This is a genomic window from Vibrio sp. GJ43-1 (assembly GCF_055808835.1).
In genome coordinates this window covers 433,472-449,490 of record NZ_CM147884.1, presented here as the reverse complement: position 1 = coordinate 449,490, position 16,019 = coordinate 433,472, and the positions used below count along the sequence as shown (strand labels likewise).

The 16,019-nt window shown below is 41.7% G+C and carries 15 protein-coding genes and 4 pseudogenes; 2 read left to right on the top strand and 17 right to left on the bottom strand.

Annotated features, from left to right (window positions below; translation table 11 throughout):
* Positions 1 to 72: 72 nt before the first annotated feature.
* From AC0L66_RS02245 to rfbB, 17 genes and pseudogenes are all read right to left on the bottom strand, one after another.
* Positions 73 to 984 (bottom strand): glycosyltransferase family 2 protein, encoded by a 912-nt coding sequence (locus tag AC0L66_RS02245; RefSeq protein WP_473568273.1) that lies wholly within the window; start codon positions 982 to 984, stop codon positions 73 to 75.
* A pseudogene (locus AC0L66_RS02240) lies at positions 968 to 1,992 on the bottom strand (DegT/DnrJ/EryC1/StrS family aminotransferase). Before AC0L66_RS02240 ends, AC0L66_RS02245 begins: the two are co-directional and overlap by 17 nt.
* Before the next feature lie 79 nt (positions 1,993 to 2,071).
* On the bottom strand, positions 2,072 to 2,524 hold the full coding sequence (locus AC0L66_RS02235) for a dTDP-4-dehydrorhamnose 3,5-epimerase (RefSeq protein WP_473568272.1): 453 nt from the start codon (positions 2,522 to 2,524) through the stop codon (positions 2,072 to 2,074).
* Positions 2,515 to 3,465: a CDP-glucose 4,6-dehydratase gene (rfbG, locus tag AC0L66_RS02230; RefSeq protein ID WP_473568270.1), complete on the bottom strand. Its 951-nt coding sequence runs from the start codon at positions 3,463 to 3,465 to the stop codon at positions 2,515 to 2,517. The genes AC0L66_RS02235 and rfbG overlap by 10 nt, the downstream gene beginning before the upstream one ends.
* On the bottom strand, positions 3,395 to 3,610 hold the full coding sequence (locus AC0L66_RS02225) for an NAD-dependent epimerase/dehydratase family protein (RefSeq protein ID WP_473568268.1): 216 nt from the start codon (positions 3,608 to 3,610) through the stop codon (positions 3,395 to 3,397). The genes rfbG and AC0L66_RS02225 overlap by 71 nt, the downstream gene beginning before the upstream one ends.
* Before the next feature lie 3 nt (positions 3,611 to 3,613).
* Complete coding sequence (rfbF, locus tag AC0L66_RS02220) at positions 3,614 to 4,384, bottom strand: glucose-1-phosphate cytidylyltransferase (protein ID WP_473568266.1); 771 nt, start codon at positions 4,382 to 4,384, stop codon at positions 3,614 to 3,616.
* Between the two features lie 12 nt (positions 4,385 to 4,396).
* Positions 4,397 to 5,623 (bottom strand): glycosyltransferase family protein, encoded by a 1,227-nt coding sequence (locus tag AC0L66_RS02215; RefSeq protein WP_473568264.1) that lies wholly within the window; start codon positions 5,621 to 5,623, stop codon positions 4,397 to 4,399.
* Positions 5,623 to 6,724, bottom strand: a pseudogene (locus AC0L66_RS02210) (DegT/DnrJ/EryC1/StrS family aminotransferase). Before AC0L66_RS02210 ends, AC0L66_RS02215 begins: the two are co-directional and overlap by 1 nt.
* 1 nt (position 6,725) lies before the next feature.
* Positions 6,726 to 7,187 carry an acyltransferase gene (locus tag AC0L66_RS02205; protein WP_473568262.1) on the bottom strand — a complete coding sequence of 154 codons (462 nt, stop codon included), beginning with the start codon at positions 7,185 to 7,187 and terminating at the stop codon, positions 6,726 to 6,728.
* Positions 7,174 to 7,581 carry a sugar 3,4-ketoisomerase gene (locus tag AC0L66_RS02200; protein WP_473568261.1) on the bottom strand — a complete coding sequence of 136 codons (408 nt, stop codon included), beginning with the start codon at positions 7,579 to 7,581 and terminating at the stop codon, positions 7,174 to 7,176. The genes AC0L66_RS02205 and AC0L66_RS02200 overlap by 14 nt, the downstream gene beginning before the upstream one ends.
* Before the next feature lie 82 nt (positions 7,582 to 7,663).
* Positions 7,664 to 9,019, bottom strand: coding sequence for a lipopolysaccharide biosynthesis protein (locus AC0L66_RS02195; protein WP_473568259.1), 1,356 nt, complete (start codon positions 9,017 to 9,019; stop codon positions 7,664 to 7,666).
* A gap of 3 nt (positions 9,020 to 9,022) precedes the next feature.
* A complete protein-coding gene (locus AC0L66_RS02190) occupies positions 9,023 to 10,069 on the bottom strand; it encodes a hypothetical protein (RefSeq protein ID WP_473568258.1) in 1,047 nt (348 codons plus the stop codon).
* 133 nt (positions 10,070 to 10,202) lie between these two features.
* Positions 10,203 to 10,856, bottom strand: a complete 654-nt coding sequence (locus AC0L66_RS02185) for a class I SAM-dependent methyltransferase (RefSeq protein ID WP_473568257.1) — start codon at positions 10,854 to 10,856, stop codon at positions 10,203 to 10,205.
* Positions 10,857 to 11,078: 222 nt separating this feature from the next.
* Complete coding sequence (gene rfbC, locus AC0L66_RS02180) at positions 11,079 to 11,624, bottom strand: dTDP-4-dehydrorhamnose 3,5-epimerase (protein ID WP_473568255.1); 546 nt, start codon at positions 11,622 to 11,624, stop codon at positions 11,079 to 11,081.
* Positions 11,625 to 11,636: 12 nt separating this feature from the next.
* Positions 11,637 to 12,519, bottom strand: a pseudogene (gene rfbD, locus AC0L66_RS02175) (dTDP-4-dehydrorhamnose reductase).
* A gap of 8 nt (positions 12,520 to 12,527) precedes the next feature.
* Positions 12,528 to 13,417: pseudogene (gene rfbA / locus AC0L66_RS02170) on the bottom strand (glucose-1-phosphate thymidylyltransferase RfbA).
* Between the two features lie 76 nt (positions 13,418 to 13,493).
* The gene (gene rfbB / locus AC0L66_RS02165) at positions 13,494 to 14,555 is read right to left on the bottom strand and encodes a dTDP-glucose 4,6-dehydratase (protein WP_473568254.1); all 1,062 of its coding nucleotides are present in this window, start codon (positions 14,553 to 14,555) and stop codon (positions 13,494 to 13,496) included.
* A gap of 512 nt (positions 14,556 to 15,067) precedes the next feature.
* Here rfbB and AC0L66_RS02160 point away from each other — a divergent pair.
* Positions 15,068 to 15,361 carry a hypothetical protein gene (locus AC0L66_RS02160; protein WP_473568252.1) on the top strand — a complete coding sequence of 98 codons (294 nt, stop codon included), beginning with the start codon at positions 15,068 to 15,070 and terminating at the stop codon, positions 15,359 to 15,361.
* A gap of 233 nt (positions 15,362 to 15,594) precedes the next feature.
* Positions 15,595 to 15,825 carry a hypothetical protein gene (locus AC0L66_RS02155; RefSeq protein WP_428795084.1) on the top strand — a complete coding sequence of 77 codons (231 nt, stop codon included), beginning with the start codon at positions 15,595 to 15,597 and terminating at the stop codon, positions 15,823 to 15,825.
* The last annotated feature ends 194 nt before the right edge of the window (positions 15,826 to 16,019 follow it).

Genomic DNA, 16,019 nt, shown 5'->3' with positions numbered 1-16,019 from the left:
TTAGCAGCGGAAAGATAACCACTGCCTAGCCACGCGTTTAAATTTACAAACAAATAGATCACGAGTCTGTTCCTACTTTATCAAACCTACAAATTTAAGAAGAAACAAATTGCATTGAATACCTAAAAATGAAGAAATATATAAAATAAAAACTCTCGCATCTTTCAATATATAAGGCTTAAGTACTACTCGCTTTAGCATATGCTCTTTTAATCCACCTAAATACAAATAGTATGCTGATTTCTTCTCTAGAGTCTGGAGTTGCTCAACAGTAGCAAGTCCCTCATCAAACATTTTTGATGATAACAAAGCAAATTCTTGCCCCCAACGACCTGTTTTTGACCACGTCATACTCCCTGCATGCTCACGCCAAATACATACATTTTCATGGCAGTAGGCTATCTGCCATTGCTTTGCAATTCTTAGGAAAAAGTCATACTCTTCAACCATTGAAAATCGAGTATCAACCCAATGACCTAGAGTACTCAAACATTCACGCCGAAACATCACACTAGGAATCATAACCTTATAACTTTTTAGCCAGAGTTCAAAAACATTTCCAGATTGCTGACTATCGTTATAAAACGGTGAACGCTTCCCGGAGTTCTCAATCTCACCATTCGTGTAGACAAGGCCAATCGTATTATCGCTAAATGCATTTACACAAACTTCAAGACGGTTTGGAGAGTAAGCATCATCGGCATCAAGAAAAGAAACAAACTCACCCCTAGTCTTAGCTAAAGCAAGATTTCTTCCTTCCCCTAACGACGTATGAGCAGCTGCATAGAAATACTTAATTCGATCATCATCGTAACTTTTCACTATATCTGCGCTAGCATCCGTTGATTGATTATCCCAAAATACCAACTCAAAGTTTTCATAAGATTGGTTTAGTACACTTTCAATCGTTTCTCTCAAGTAGGTCGCGGAGTTAAAACAATTAATAATAATCGAAACTAAAGGCTTGTTAGTTAAAGAATTCATAAATACTATCTATTACGTAATCTTGTTCTTCATCCGTCAGATCGTTATGTATCGGGAGTGTCAGTAATTTATCATATATGCCTTCTGTCAATGGAAGCGATGCGCCCGTTGAAAACTTACTAAGCAAATGATTCGGTTTATAATGGATGCCGACTTCAATATTTTTGGACAGTAAAAAGTTTCGTAGCTCATCACGACGCTCTACTAACGTTACAAAAATATGTGAGACTATATTTTCATAATCAAGCTTTAAAGGCATAATTTCTGGTACATCTTTTAATGCTGAAAGATACTTATTTGAGATTGCTTGGCGATTCACCGTGAATTCATCAATACGAGATAGCTGCGCTAACCCTATTGCTGCATTAATATTACTCATATGATATCGGAACCCTTGTAGCTCAACATCAAAATCCCAACTACGCTGACCAGCATAACGTTGCTCGGTATCTTTCTTTACTCCTAAAAGGCGCATATCCTTGATATTGTTGATTGTTTTTTTATCAAATGCGACGACCGCTCCACCTTCGCCACACGTAATATTCTTTATACCGTCAAAACTAAAGCAAATCACATCGCCTATGCTGCCTACTTTTTTCCCAATGAGTAACATCCGAATGCTTGAGCAGCGTCCTCAATCACCCTAAGATTGTAGTCTCTGGCTAAGTCGTAAACTTGTGAGATTCCAAGAGAAGAGCTCGCGTAATGAACTGGCATAATTGCCTTTGTATTTACTGTAATCTTACTTTTTGCATCCTCAACGTCCACAAACAGAGTGTCTGGATTTACTTCACAGGCAATAGGCACAGCTCCACACGCAGTAATGGCTTGAAAAGAAGCGACGTAGGTTAGCGATGGTACAATTACTTCATCACCCGGTTCAATTCCTATAGCCGCCAATGCTATATGAAGAGCTGACGTCCCAGAATTCACAGCCGCAACACAATCCAAGTCAACCCCTAAAAATGAAGCAATCTCCATTTCAAACCTTTGTGTCTCAGCCCCCATACCTAGATATTCTTTATCAAGAACATCAACAACCGCGGCTTTTTCAAGGGAAGACATCGAGGATTTGGATAATCTAATTTTATTCATCATCACTCCAATTAAATGAAATAGCCTCAATCGGTTGATTTTCAGCCTCTTGGGGAATATGTTCCATATTGGCAAAGTTCATCAGTAAATTAGTACCCATACCTTCGCCTTTAAATGCCATCCAAACCCCTTGGGGCACAGTCAAGCGACAATAATTTTGCTTATCAACTGTAATCGAAAAAAAACACTGGTTAGTGGGACTACCCAAACGATCATCATACATGACAAACTTGATGGCTCCTTCTGGAACAATAATATTCATTGTCATTTCAGTATGCTTTTTCCATCCCTTTATTTGCTTGTAGTGAACGGTCGAAAAATAAGCCTCTCCAAAGCCAGCAAAGCTCTCTTCTGAGGCTTTAATTCCATGCAATACATCCCCCTTATCAACAGGAATAACCCTTAAAGGAGTAACAATAACGCCATCAATTAGACTCATAACCATTGAATATTCTTCTTTCTCGCAATTTGGGCATACTCATTGATTTGCGCTATAGTGAAATCCAGCGCACTTTCACCGCCTTTGTAGAAATTAACATACCAATCACTCACCAACTGAGTGCATTCAACGTAGTTTAGTGTTGCTTCCCACTTAAGATGAAACAGGGCCTTATCACAGTTTAATTTTAACAAACCAGCCTCATGAAAAGGTAAATTATCCGTAACCGTAAATGCCTTTTCTGAGTCACTAAAACCCCATTTATCACTCAGATTAGACAGTAAATCTAACACAGTATGATTTTGTTCCGCTCGAGGGCCAAAGTTAAATTGTTCGCCGTTCAGTTTTGGATTATTAGCAAGTTTTTCACCCAGCATAAGATAACCACTTAAAGGCTCCAGAACATGCTGCCAAGGTCGTGTTGCTTCTGGGCAACGAATTTCAACTTTATTGTTAGAACTCCATGCGCGAACACAATCAGCGACAATCCTATCAGCCGCCCAGTCTCCACCGCCAATTACATTCCCTGCTCGCCCAGTGACTACGCGAACCTTACCACTATTCATGAAAAATGATTGATGGTACGCGTGAAAAATAACCTCGGCAGCCCCCTTAGAACCACTGTAAATATCCTTGCCACCCACGGCATCGGTTTCTTTATATCCCCACACCCACTCAACATTTTCGTAGCACTTATCGCTTGTAATCATGACAACATTACATTCAAAGTCCACGCTTCTAAGGACATCAAGTACATTCGCTGTACCCATAACATTCGTTGATATCGTTGCAAGTGGGTCAGTATAAGACAGAGACACTATAGGTTGTGCCGCTAAATGAAATATAAAGTCTGGGCGATAGTCATTAATAATTTTTTCAATAGCCGATTCTATCACGAACATCAGCAAAATGATGTTGAATGCTATCTTCGATCTTAAGTTCTTCAAACATTGATGGTGAGGTTGGGATATCAATAGAGAGACCACATACATCCGCCCCAAGCTCCAACAACCAAGTTGTCAACCAGGTGCCCTTAAAACCAGTATGCCCTGTGACCAACACTTTTTTACCGCGATAAACATCATTAAACATAATTTACCAACTTTTCCACTTTGCTGTGTTTGTTTCTAGCATGCCTTCAAGATCATTTTTATCCTTGAGAGTGTCCATACACTTCCAAAACCCTTCATGTTTATATGAAAACAGTTCCCCAGCTGTCGCTAAGTTTTGTAAAGGAGCTTGTTCAAAAACCGTGCTATCACCCTCAGTAATATAATCAAAGACTTCAGGCTGACAAACGAAAAAGCCGCCATTAATCCAGGAACCATCACCTTTTGGCTTTTCTAAAAACTGAGTGATTTTGTCTCCTTCAATTTCAATTGCCCCAAAACGGCCATCAGGTTGAACCGATGTCATCGTGATCGACTTGCCGTGGCTTTTATGAAACTTCATTAGCTCATCGATATTGACATCGGAAACGCCATCTCCATATGTGAGCATAAAGGGTTCATTGCCCACGATCTCTTGTGCACGTTTGACGCGACCACCAGTCATCGAGTTCAAACCTGTATCAAGCAGAGTTACCTTCCAAGGCTCAGAAGTGTTCTTATGGATTTGCATTTCATTGTTTGACAAATCAATCGTTACATTGCTTTGATGTAAGAAGTAATTCGCGAAGTATTCCTTGATGTAATACCCCTTGTAACCCAGCAAGACTACGAAGTCGTTATAGCCATACTGAGAGTACATTTTCATGATATGCCACAAGATTGGTTTACCACCAATCTCCACCATAGGCTTCGGTCTTAGGTCGGTTTCTTCACTTAAACGCGTACCGAAACCACCTGCTAGTAGTAGAACTTTCATATAACCTTCTATTTAGTACTTAACAAGACCAGAATCATCAATCTTGTTTTTGTTCATAAGAGCCATCACAACTGAAGTGACTATGTCTGCGCAGTGATAACCCTTATCCAAGAGTTCAGCTAGACTCGCACCGTTGTGTTCAAGAGCATGTTCTAATCGTTCAACCACTTCTACAGAGTGATGTGATTGATAATAGTTCATCGTTTTATTGGAAATATTTTTCCCATTGACACAAAGCTCATTGATGAGGGAAGCAAGAGTGTCTTCTTGCTCGAAAAAATCAGGGCCATCAATATTGCAGCCGACATTATATAGCTTAGCATCAAACAAATACCGAAAGCGGTAAAGCCCTGTAATAGGCTCATTACTGAAATCCAACCCAATCGTAGGGATGCCAATACTCGCACTGTCCAATGCAGAGGTACCCATAGCAAAAGATAGATGCTGTTTCTGCACTAAGTTCGGGATCTCTGAGTAATGAACCTCTTCGATATGTTCAAACGTCAGTTTGGTGGTTTTATTCAATGCCGACTTGACCAATTCGACATCTGTCCCAGACCCTACCAATGTCAGATGAATATTGTGTGCTTGAATCGCATCGAGTCGCTCTATGAGGTGCAAGATAATGGAGGTCTTAAACCCTTCAGTTCTACCTATAGATATTACCCTGACACTCTTCTCGAGACCTAGAGGCGAAAATAGATTCGTCTCTGATGCTTCGGTTTGATTCGTTATTGGGCAGTAAACTGGCTCAGGTATCGACACCCCAAGCCACCTCTCTGTTTGAGAACGGTTCTCACCATCCATAAACACAATGCCATTTGTATCCACAAGATCAGCAAGCAATGCTCGCAGCTTACGTTTGCGAAAAACAGCAAGCCCATTGATCCCTTTTCGCACAGCCCTCGCTATGTAACCAGCTTTGATATGAATAAAAGGTGATAAATTATCAGGGTGCAGGTTCCAATAAAAAAGCTTTGTCGATCTAGGAGCATTTTCTAGATAAGGAATACGCCACAGCGGACAAGACTGCGTTACCAGAATCGTATCTTCAGGTAAGTAATCCAGTTTGTCATAAGACAAAAAAGAACAGTCCTGTGGCACGTTCTGCGCCATATAACCATCATCGAGGTCCATAATGATGACATTGTGTCTAGCTGACAAAAGCTGGGCGTATCTCAAAAACAGGATTGAGACACCGCCAACAGATGGGTATGGGAAATAAAAAGCAATATTCATCAGAAACAGTTTACAGCTTCAACAACTTCAGCCACCTCAGCCTCACTCAGCACAGGTGACATCGGTAGCGATAAGACACGCTCACTCATACCAACGGCTCTCGGAAAGTCCGACGTCGACCACAAACCAGAATACGCTTCCTGATTCATCAGAGGAATAGGATAATGAATGAGTGTTTGGATGTTTTTGCTTGCTAAATGTTGTTGTAAGTCATGTCGCTGCTCACTTTGAACGACAAACAAATGCCAAACATGTGACTCCCTACTGCTTACCGTCGGAAGCTGCAGCTTTTCGTTATGAATATTTGCAAGGTAATACTGGGCAATATCGCGCCTTGTTTCTGTTTCTTTGGACAAATACTTGAGTTTTACACGAAGCAGCGCAGCTTGCATTTCATCTAGTCGGCTGTTGAGACCTTGGTACTTATTCTTGTATTTTTCATGCGAGCCATAATTTCTGAGCGCCTGGATAACCTCAATGAATTCTGGATCATCAGAGGTAATAGCACCAGCATCTCCAAGCGCACCTAAATTCTTGCCCGGATAGAAGCTGAAAGCCCCGGCATTACCCCATGTCCCAGCCTTCTTATCGTTGATTGATGCATCATGAGATTGAGCACAATCTTCCAAAACAAGTAAACCATGTTGCTGAGCAAAGTCAAAAATTTCTGGCATCGGTGAAATCTGACCATAAAGATGCACAGGTAATATTGCTTTGGTGCGAGTGGTTAGCTTAGCTTTCAAGCCTTCAATGTCGAGATTAAACGTCGCTGGATTAGGGTCAACGAGTATGGGTTTTAAATTGTTCTCTGTGATGGCAAGTACTGTGGCTATGTATGTATTGGCTAGGCACCAATACTTCGTCTCCGTCCGACATCAAACCTAGTTCTTTCCATGCACGTAAGGTTAGGGTAAGCGCATCCAAACCGTTTGCAACACCAATACAATGTTGACTGCCTGTCACTTTTGCAAATTCACGTTCGAAAGCGTTAAGCTCTTTGCCCATAATGTACCAGCCTGAATCAATTACTCGAGCACTCGCCTGTTTAAGCTCTTCATGATACTGAGCATTTACTACTTTTAGATCTAGAAATGAAACCATTTTACTTACCAATATTCCTAACTATTCTCGCAGGGTTGCCCACAACTAACGTATTTTCTGGTACATCTTTCGTGACTAGAGCTCCGGCCCCTACCATGGCACCTTTACCTATTGTAACTCCGGGCAAAATCGTCGCATTTGCCCCAATAGAGCTTCCTTGTTCAAGTGTTGTCAGTGGGAATGCATCTTGATACTGCTTAGAGCGTGGATATTTGTCATTACAGAAGGTCACATTAGGACCAATGAACACCTCATCAGCGACTCTAAGCCCATCCCATAAATAGACGCCAGACTTAACGGTCACATTATTTCCTAAAATGACATCGTTTTCGATCAAGGTATGTGCACAAATATTGCAGTCTCGACCGATAGTCGCCTCAGGAAAAACCACAGCAAACTGCCAAACTCTGCTGCCTTTACCAATCTTGGATGATTTTACGTCACTTAACTCATGAATGAACATCGATAACTCCTAAAAACGTATCGTAATCTCTGATGTAATCACTCTCATCGTAATGATCATCTGCAATAACCAGCAACACACAGTGTTCTGAGAAATTATGCATCTCATGCCATACAAGCGGTTCAATCATGACGCCACGAGAATTAGAGTTGAGCTGAATCCACTCTTTCCCTACACCGTTATCCATCAACAATTCGCATTCTCCACTGATACAAACAGCGACTTGTCGAGTTTTCTTGTGGGCATGAAATCCTCTAGCCACACCAGGTTTTGTACCAAAGATGTAGTAAACGCGCTTAAACTCAAATGGTATATCGTTCATCGATTCAAGCGCGATCAAGCTACCACGATGATCACCGAGTACACCAAAATCAATAGTTTCAGTAAATGACATAACTATCCTCGAATTTTCAGCTTGTGATTCTTAATCAAAAAATAAAGTAATAAGCTTGGAAGCAATAAAAATAAAGTAAACTTTAGCGCCAATCGATAAATGACATCAAGTTCAGATAAAAAAACAGTATTAAAATAGGCACAGAAACAATACAACAATACTGCCATAATCGCTGTACCATATGAATATCGAGCATAGAACACTCTATTGGAAAAATTCCGAGCGCTAGAATAGAACAAGAGTAGGTTATTAAAGTACTAGCAACAGCTCCCCAAACACCAAGGTTTGGAATCAAGACAATGTTGAGGACAATGTTCAATATCATCAAAAGTAGGTATACCTTGGACTGCGGGCCAAGTTTATTCTTGATCAAAAAACCTAACGTAACGACATTTACCATTCCATATACCGTCGTTGCAAAGAACAGCGGAAACATGTACGAAATTGCCTGAAGGTAATCCTGGTGAGGTTTGAATAAATATATAATTTCTTCTAAAAATACTGGAGCTAAAAAGGACAATATACCACCGACTACAACGTATGCTTTGAAGCCGTTCTCTATCTTTTCACGTGCTTTAACGTCATCCTTAATCGCTTCCATTACCACTGGCTGTAAGACCTGAGAGAACGGATTGACGAAAAGAACGGTCATTACCGTTGCAAATTTAGCAGCAACCGCGTAGACACCGACATCTTCTATAGAAAGGTATTTATTGATAAAGAACTGATCTATCCAAAGTATGGATAACGCCGCGATACTAGACCATATAAAATGCACACCATAACGTAGCTGTTTCTTAGCAATATTTGTTGAAAACCTACCATTAAATAACAGCTCTCTGTTGCACCAGGTTAATACTGTTGCCATCAACAACTGTGACATAGCTGCACCCTCAAAGACACCATTAACACCGCGCCCATCTACCACAACAAGACTATAGATAAAGCCGACATTGAAGACTAAATTCAGAAGGCTGAATAAAAAGAAAGAGCTCGGCTTGTTTTTCAACCGATACAGTATCAAGAAAATCTGGTTGTAAAAAATTAATGCTGCATTGGCAAGAGAAAGAAAAACAGCCCAACTCCATGTAACATTAGAGAACAACATATTAGAAGCAAATGATGAGACAAAATACCCAAAAACTGTTTGCAACAAAACACCCATGAAGGAAAGAACAATCGCAGTGTATACGCAATGATTCTGTTCCTCAGAGTCATCAACATCGAAATAGTAACGATTCAGTGAAGCTGAAATACCAAAATAAAATACAGCTGAAGAGATCACACCCAGCAACTGAATCAAAGATAATACCCCATACTCAAACGTAGAGAATTCTCTCATGTAATACGGGATAAAGATAAAACCAACCAACGCTGTAAAAAGACTTCCTAACGTATAGTAAACAATGGCCTTTTTTATATTATTCGCATTACTCATACATCAGTAATCATAACAGAGGTGTGGTAACTCTTTTTCAATACGTGCTATTTTTTTAAGCGTATCACCAGAAGTGTTTTCCCAGAGTTTGGTGTTCTTTATCGACTTAGTTGGGTCAAAAAACTCGTTTTTTCTCAAATGCATATCACTTGAAAGCCCAACTAAGCTCATAATTCTGTTTACCGATTCTTCATAAGAATAACAAAGGTCTTCAAAGTTCAGTCGCAATACATTGTTATCATCTGATTTAGACACATGATCGCGAAGCATTCTCTGCCTTGCAATAAAGACATCTATATCAAAGGAGCCCGATATTTTTGAATAAGTAGAAACATCTGAATTATATTTATCATCTTGGGTAATGGAGTTGATATAGATATCTCTCACATCCCTGTCAATAACAATAGAGCGCCCACCTTCTAGAAAATTAAGGCCATATGTGGGGTTGAATGGCTCTAAAGCATTCATTGTAACAATAGTACTGGCATCTGTATTATCATCATGAGAAAGCAAACTAGAAACATACCGCTTAGCATGGTGGTCAAAAGTCGACGATTTCACCATACGATATTCTATTTCTGGCCACGGAAATTGCCCTTTTAGCTTAGAAATAACACGTACAAGCAACGCTTCAAGGTTCGACATTTCCATCAATACATAAGGCCACTTCATCCTCCATGATTGATCGGTGATGCCTTCAAGAAACGTTTTTGTCGCTGCATTTATCCCAGGGTATCTCGATTCATAACCGAAGCCAATCTGAAAGATTTTTCTAAAACCTGTCGGGCTCCTCGCTAACTTTTCAATCAGTGCTTCAAACCTTCTCAAAGATGCATCAGCTCTCATTGGATTCCAGTTATCAACGATATTGCGCCTTAAATCACACAATCCATCAGGCATTCGAAGAAGATCAAATTCATGGGTATAATCAGGAACATAAACACCAGAAAACTCACGTAGCAAATCGGACGCAGAGGATTTTCCCGACATCATGTAACCGGAAACATCAACTATTTTACGAGCGCTTATTTCACTCTCATGTTCAGACATTATTTATCGCCTTTATCTATAACAAGCCACTGCACATACACTATTTTATTCAGTTGGCAGATTGATCTGATTATCAAGAAGCTATTAGGAATCCATTGGTTTCTCGGATGCACCTAGTTAACAAGAATAGTGGTTACTTTCTCTTCATGAAGTTTGGAGTAAGTATATTTCTAATAATTTGCGTTAAGTAGATGAGTTGATGCTTCTTATTCTCCAACGCGCCTTTTTTAACTAAGTCTTCATCGTAGCTGATATTGCTCTCGTTCTTCTTAATCACTCCCCAAGAAGGAAACTCACTTGTCGGTCCATTCTCCACCAAATCGGTAATGTGCAACTCTCCATCAATAGATTCAACGAACGAGTCTACAGCTTGAACCACTAGCGGCCACCTTTCATGATAGTCATCACCAGCAATCAATCCACCAATCTTGACCTTACGGCTCCAGTCAATAATCGTTTTTCCGCCCTCTTCACCGGAGTGAGCATAACCATCAACATAGATAAAATCTAAACTGTTGTCTTCAAACAGCTCCAAAGCTTCATCAAACGTCATTTTTAACAGCTTATAATTGCTTTTCATCCCAACGTTTAACAGCGCTTTTTTATACTCATTTATATCATGCATATCTGCATACATATCGACGCCGTAAAAATGTGAGAAACGCCCTGTATTGACCATTCTCTTGGAAAATTCCCCTGACGCAACACCTAGCTCAACACCGACAAGATCATCGCCCTCGATTAGCCTTATGATGTCATGTCTATACGTATTATCTAATTTAATCATATTCGTTTTCTTCCCTTCGGAAAATTCGTAAACATCTCGGTCGACAAAGGCTTAACCTTCAAAACTACCCAGAACACCGAAAATTCATGTCAATTCAACTAATTTAAAAACCCAAAATCACCGCTATTACCTCTTTCTTGATATGCCACCAAACCTTTTAAATAGGAACTTTCATGAATATTCTGATAATGACACCGAGTTTATAACGTGTCTTTTAGTTGGCTACAAGCATGGTGATTGATGCAATATAAGCCCCTGAACATCTTTATCTGACAGCAGCAACTCGCCTTCAACGGGCCACTCAACCCCAATCTCCGGATCATTCCAAAGAATTGAATGCTCCGCGCTAGGGTTATAGTAATCCGTACACTTATACACAAATTCAGCTTCGTCACTGGTCACGTAAAACCCATGGGCGAAGCCTTCCGGCACCCAAAGCTGACGTTTGTTTTCCGCCGATAAATACACGCCAACCCACTGACCAAACGTAGGCGAGTCTTTACGCACATCCACAGCGACATCAAATACTTCACCGGAAACAACACGCACTAGCTTGCCCTGCGTATTTTCGGTTTGATAATGCAGGCCACGCAAAATACCTTTACTGGACTTAGAATGGTTGTCTTGCACAAATGGCGTTGGCTTACCCGTTACGAGTTCTTCAAATTTCTTTTGCTGCCAGGTTTCCATAAAGAAACCACGCTCATCACCAAACACTTGTGGTTCAATTATTTTGACTTCTGGGATATTGGTATCAATAACTTTCATGACAATTTACACCTAGCAATACGCTTTTATATGTTTTAGAGCCTGATTCCAGTCACTTGGCTTAATACCAAATACGGATTCGATTTTAGTGCAATCCAAACGTGAGTTTGCAGGGCGTGGCGCAGGAAGTGGGTACTGGTCGGCGGTAATTTCATTCACTGTTGGGAGCGAGCTTAGCGCGCCATGCTCACCCGCTGCAGCAAAGATAGCCTGAGCAAACTCATACCAGCTAACGTGAGGCGAACCGGAGAAGTGATAAACACCCGAAATATCTGCTTCACCACGCTGAAACTCATCCATCATGGTGATAAGTGCCGTCGCAATGTCACCCGCGTACGTTGGGCCGCCAAATTGGTCGCCAATAATGCCCAGCTCTGGACGTTCTTTGCCTAATCTCAACATGGTTTTCACGAAGTTGTTACCATGCACACCAAACACCCAAGCGGTACGTAAAATCGCATAACGCACGCAGCTCTCAGCGACAGCTTGTTCGCTCGACTAACTTACTTTGCCCGTAAACGCTAGGTGGGTTGGTTACGTCATTCTCAGTGTAAGGTTCAGGCTTCGTGCCATCAAACACGTAGTCGGTTGATATGTGTAATAAGACCGCACCACACTGTTCTGCAGCCTGCGCTAAATATCGAGGACCGTCTCGGTTAATCGCATAGCTTAGGGCAACGTCGTCTTCCGCTTTATCGACCGCCGTGTGAGCGGCCGCATTTATAATAGTGTCCGGTTGAAGCGCTCGTACAAGCGCATTAACCTGATCTTCATTGGTAATATCAAGATCAGCCCTATCATAGGCAACCACCTCGACATCCGCTCTTTGTGACAACAGCGTGACTAAGCAATACCCTACTTGACCATGTGCGCCAGTAATTAATACCTTTTTCATCTTCGCTGTCATCGTGACGCCTTCTTACGCTTTTCTTCAACCAAACGCGCCAGATACTGACCATATTCATTTTTCATCATGGGTTTCGCGATGTTGAGTACTTCGTCATCACTTAGCCAGCCATTGCGCCAAGCAATTTCTTCCAAACACGCAATCTTCAACCCTTGGATATTTTCAATGGTTTGAACAAAAGAAGACGCTTCATGCAAGCTTTCATGTGTGCCCGTATCAAGCCACGCAAAGCCTCGCCCAAGAAGCTCAACGTTAAGCGAGCCATCTTCAAGGTACATCTGATTTAATGTGGTAATTTCTAGTTCACCGCGTTCAGAAGGCTTAACTTGCTTGGCCCATTCCACCACACGGTTATCATAGAAATACAAACCCGTTACCGCGTAATCAGACTTAGGTTGTGTCGGCTTTTCTTCAATCGAAATTGCTTTCATGTTGTCATCGAACTCGACAACACCAAAACGCTCCGGATCTTTCACTTGATAACCAAAGACACTCGCACCGTACTCGCGGCTCGCGGCATTTTTTAGTGTTTGCGAGAATGATTGACCGTAGTAGATGTTGTCACCTAAAACCAAGCAAACGGAATCTTCACCAATAAACTCTTCACCAATAATAAACGCCTGCGCTAACCCATCCGGGCTTGGCTGAACTTTATACTCAAGGTTGATACCGTAATCGGAACCATCACCAAGTAGACGCTGAAAACCGGCTTGGTCTTCTGGTGTAGTAATGACCAAAATATCACGAATACCTAAGCAAGCATCAGTGTCGAAATCGGGTAATACACCATTGGCTTGTCGTAAATAGGAAGTAGCTGCTTAGAGGTACCGCGAGTTAAAGGGTACAAACGGGTGCCTGAGCCACCCGCGAGAACAATGCCTTTCATGAGAAATCGGTCCTTGGTTCTTAGTGCTCGGTCCTAGGGAAGAGCCCTAACACAGAGTTGAAATAAATGAAGTCGGTTATTTTGTGCCTAGACGCTCACCGGAATAAGAACCGTCTAAAACGCGACGCCACCACTCACGGTTATTGAGATACCATTCAACGGTTTTCCGAATGCCTGACTCAAAGGTTTCCTCTGGCGTCCAGCCAAGCTCACGCTCAATTTTAGAAGCATCAATCGCGTAGCGCACATCATGTCCAGGGCGGTCGGTCACATAAGTAATGAGATCTTGATACTGTGCAATACCTTTGGGTTTATTCGGTACCAACTCTTCTAGCAAGGTACAAATCGTTTTCACGACTTCGATATTGGCTTTTTCGTTATGACCGCCAATATTGTAGGTTTCTCCTACTACACCTTCCGTGACCACTTTATAAAGGGCGCGCGCGTGATCTTCCACAAACAACCAATCGCGAATTTGCATGCCATCACCATAAACAGGGAGAGGTTTACCTTCTAAGGCATTCAAAATCATGAGTGGGATCAGTTTTTCAGGGAAGTGGTAAGGCCCATAATTATTCGAACAGTTGGTCACTAAAATAGGGAAACCATACGTTCGCCCCCATGCGCGCACTAAATGATCGGAACCCGCTTTACTGGCAGAATACGGACTGCTTGGCTCATAAGAAGTGTCTTCGGTGAATAGGTCATCCGTGCCTTCTAAATCGCCATACACTTCATCGGTAGAAATATGGTGGAATCGAAATGCCGCTTGCTGCTCACTGTCTAGTGCTTTCCAGTATTGGCGCGCCACTTCAAGCAGGTTAAAGGTGCCAACTAAGTTGGTTTGAATAAACGCCGCAGGGCCGTCTATTGAACGGTCAACGTGCGACTCCGCAGCCAAGTGCATGACGGCATCCGGTTGATGCTTAGCGAAGACACGCTCTAAAGATAAAAGGTCACAAATATCAACGTGCTCAAAGGCATAACGTTCATTGGCTTCAGCACTAGGCAGTGACTCTAAGTTCCCCGCGTACGTTAATGCATCAACATTCACCACGCTGTCCGTTGTATTGTCTAAAATGTGGCGAATAACGGCGCTGCCGATAAATCCAGCGCCACCGGTGACCAATATTTTCATACCCTACCTTATCGTTAAGCACGCTACCGCCCTTAGGTTACGCTCCCAAAGGCCATATTCCTGCGATTTAATTGGAAACCTTAATGTTTGCATTAGACGCATCACACAAGGTTAAACTGCCCAAATTGTACCTGACTTCATTGTTGAGTGCGATACCTTATCCCAACGCCAAATTGATGCTTTACACCAGTATCTACCTGATAAGTTTAGTTGAAAGAAGCCGCTCGGTCATTTTCCACACTCATGCCTCTTTGTCCTACGTTTCACTAATCATGAAATGTCATTACTTACGATGTTTGAGCACTCAACATTAGCCATTTAACTCATCTCTTGTTGACTAGATTTATGGCCCTGGCGATCTCTCCCTAGACAATAAAAGCCAAAGACGATACATTAACAATTGCGCAACAATTATAACAAGCACCACATAAACATTAGCCGTTACCTCATGTGCAATATAATTAAAGGCGATAGCGTATCGTCCCATTACAGACCGTTATCAAGGAAGATTTATGGAATGCAGCTCTCTGACGTTATGGGTAGAACTCCCCACCACCCGATTTGCTCTTGCTTGGGGACCAATAGAAGACCCCAACGCATCGAGTCTATGCTGGAAAAGCATCGAAAATGACGCAACCTCAGCCTCGACCTCAAACACTAGCCAGTTCATGCTTGAACTCAAAACAAAACAAGGTCAGCTCAAACAAAAGCGCTTGAACGCCCAAGACGTCTCAATGCTCATTGAACGCTGGCAAACCATAGAAGTAGAAGTACTCACAGGGCAAGATCTTGATCTACACTGGTAATAGACCAAAGGCATAATCAGAATAAATACAACGCTCTGGTGTGAGTAGTTATTGCGCACAACCTATAACTGATAATGTTATAAATTAGAGGTTCATTCCACTTTTAGTGGGTTGAGTTAATGAATCGATTCTGACTGCCGTATTCTAATAATGTTACTAATTAATAATATTAATCACTCATGAATACTGCACCAAGGAAGTGAGCAGTTACCAACACTAGGAGTCTATTACCCATGGGATTTGCACTTACACTTCGTTATGCGTCATTTCGCCACAAAAACAAAGGCGCTGGACGCTTTATTGAACTTGCCGTGATTACCATGGCCATGGCCGCAATTGGGTCACTGTTAATGACCGACAATATCCAAATCATCCTCGCTTCACTTTGTGCACTTTTCTTTTGCATTGGATCATTTTGGTTTTTCAAAAAGTCTGACGACATGCGCCGCTCCATGCCGGACTAGGTTTTAAGTTCCTGGTTCCTAGGTACTAGGTACTAGGTACTAGGCACTAGGTACTAGGCACTAGGTACTAGGTACTAGATACTAGATACTAGGATAGAACGCAAACACACCACGAGTAAAAAACGACTTACGATAAACAACGGGTTAATAAGACCAGTTCTATAAATCGTCCACAAAAAAACCAGCGACTTTAC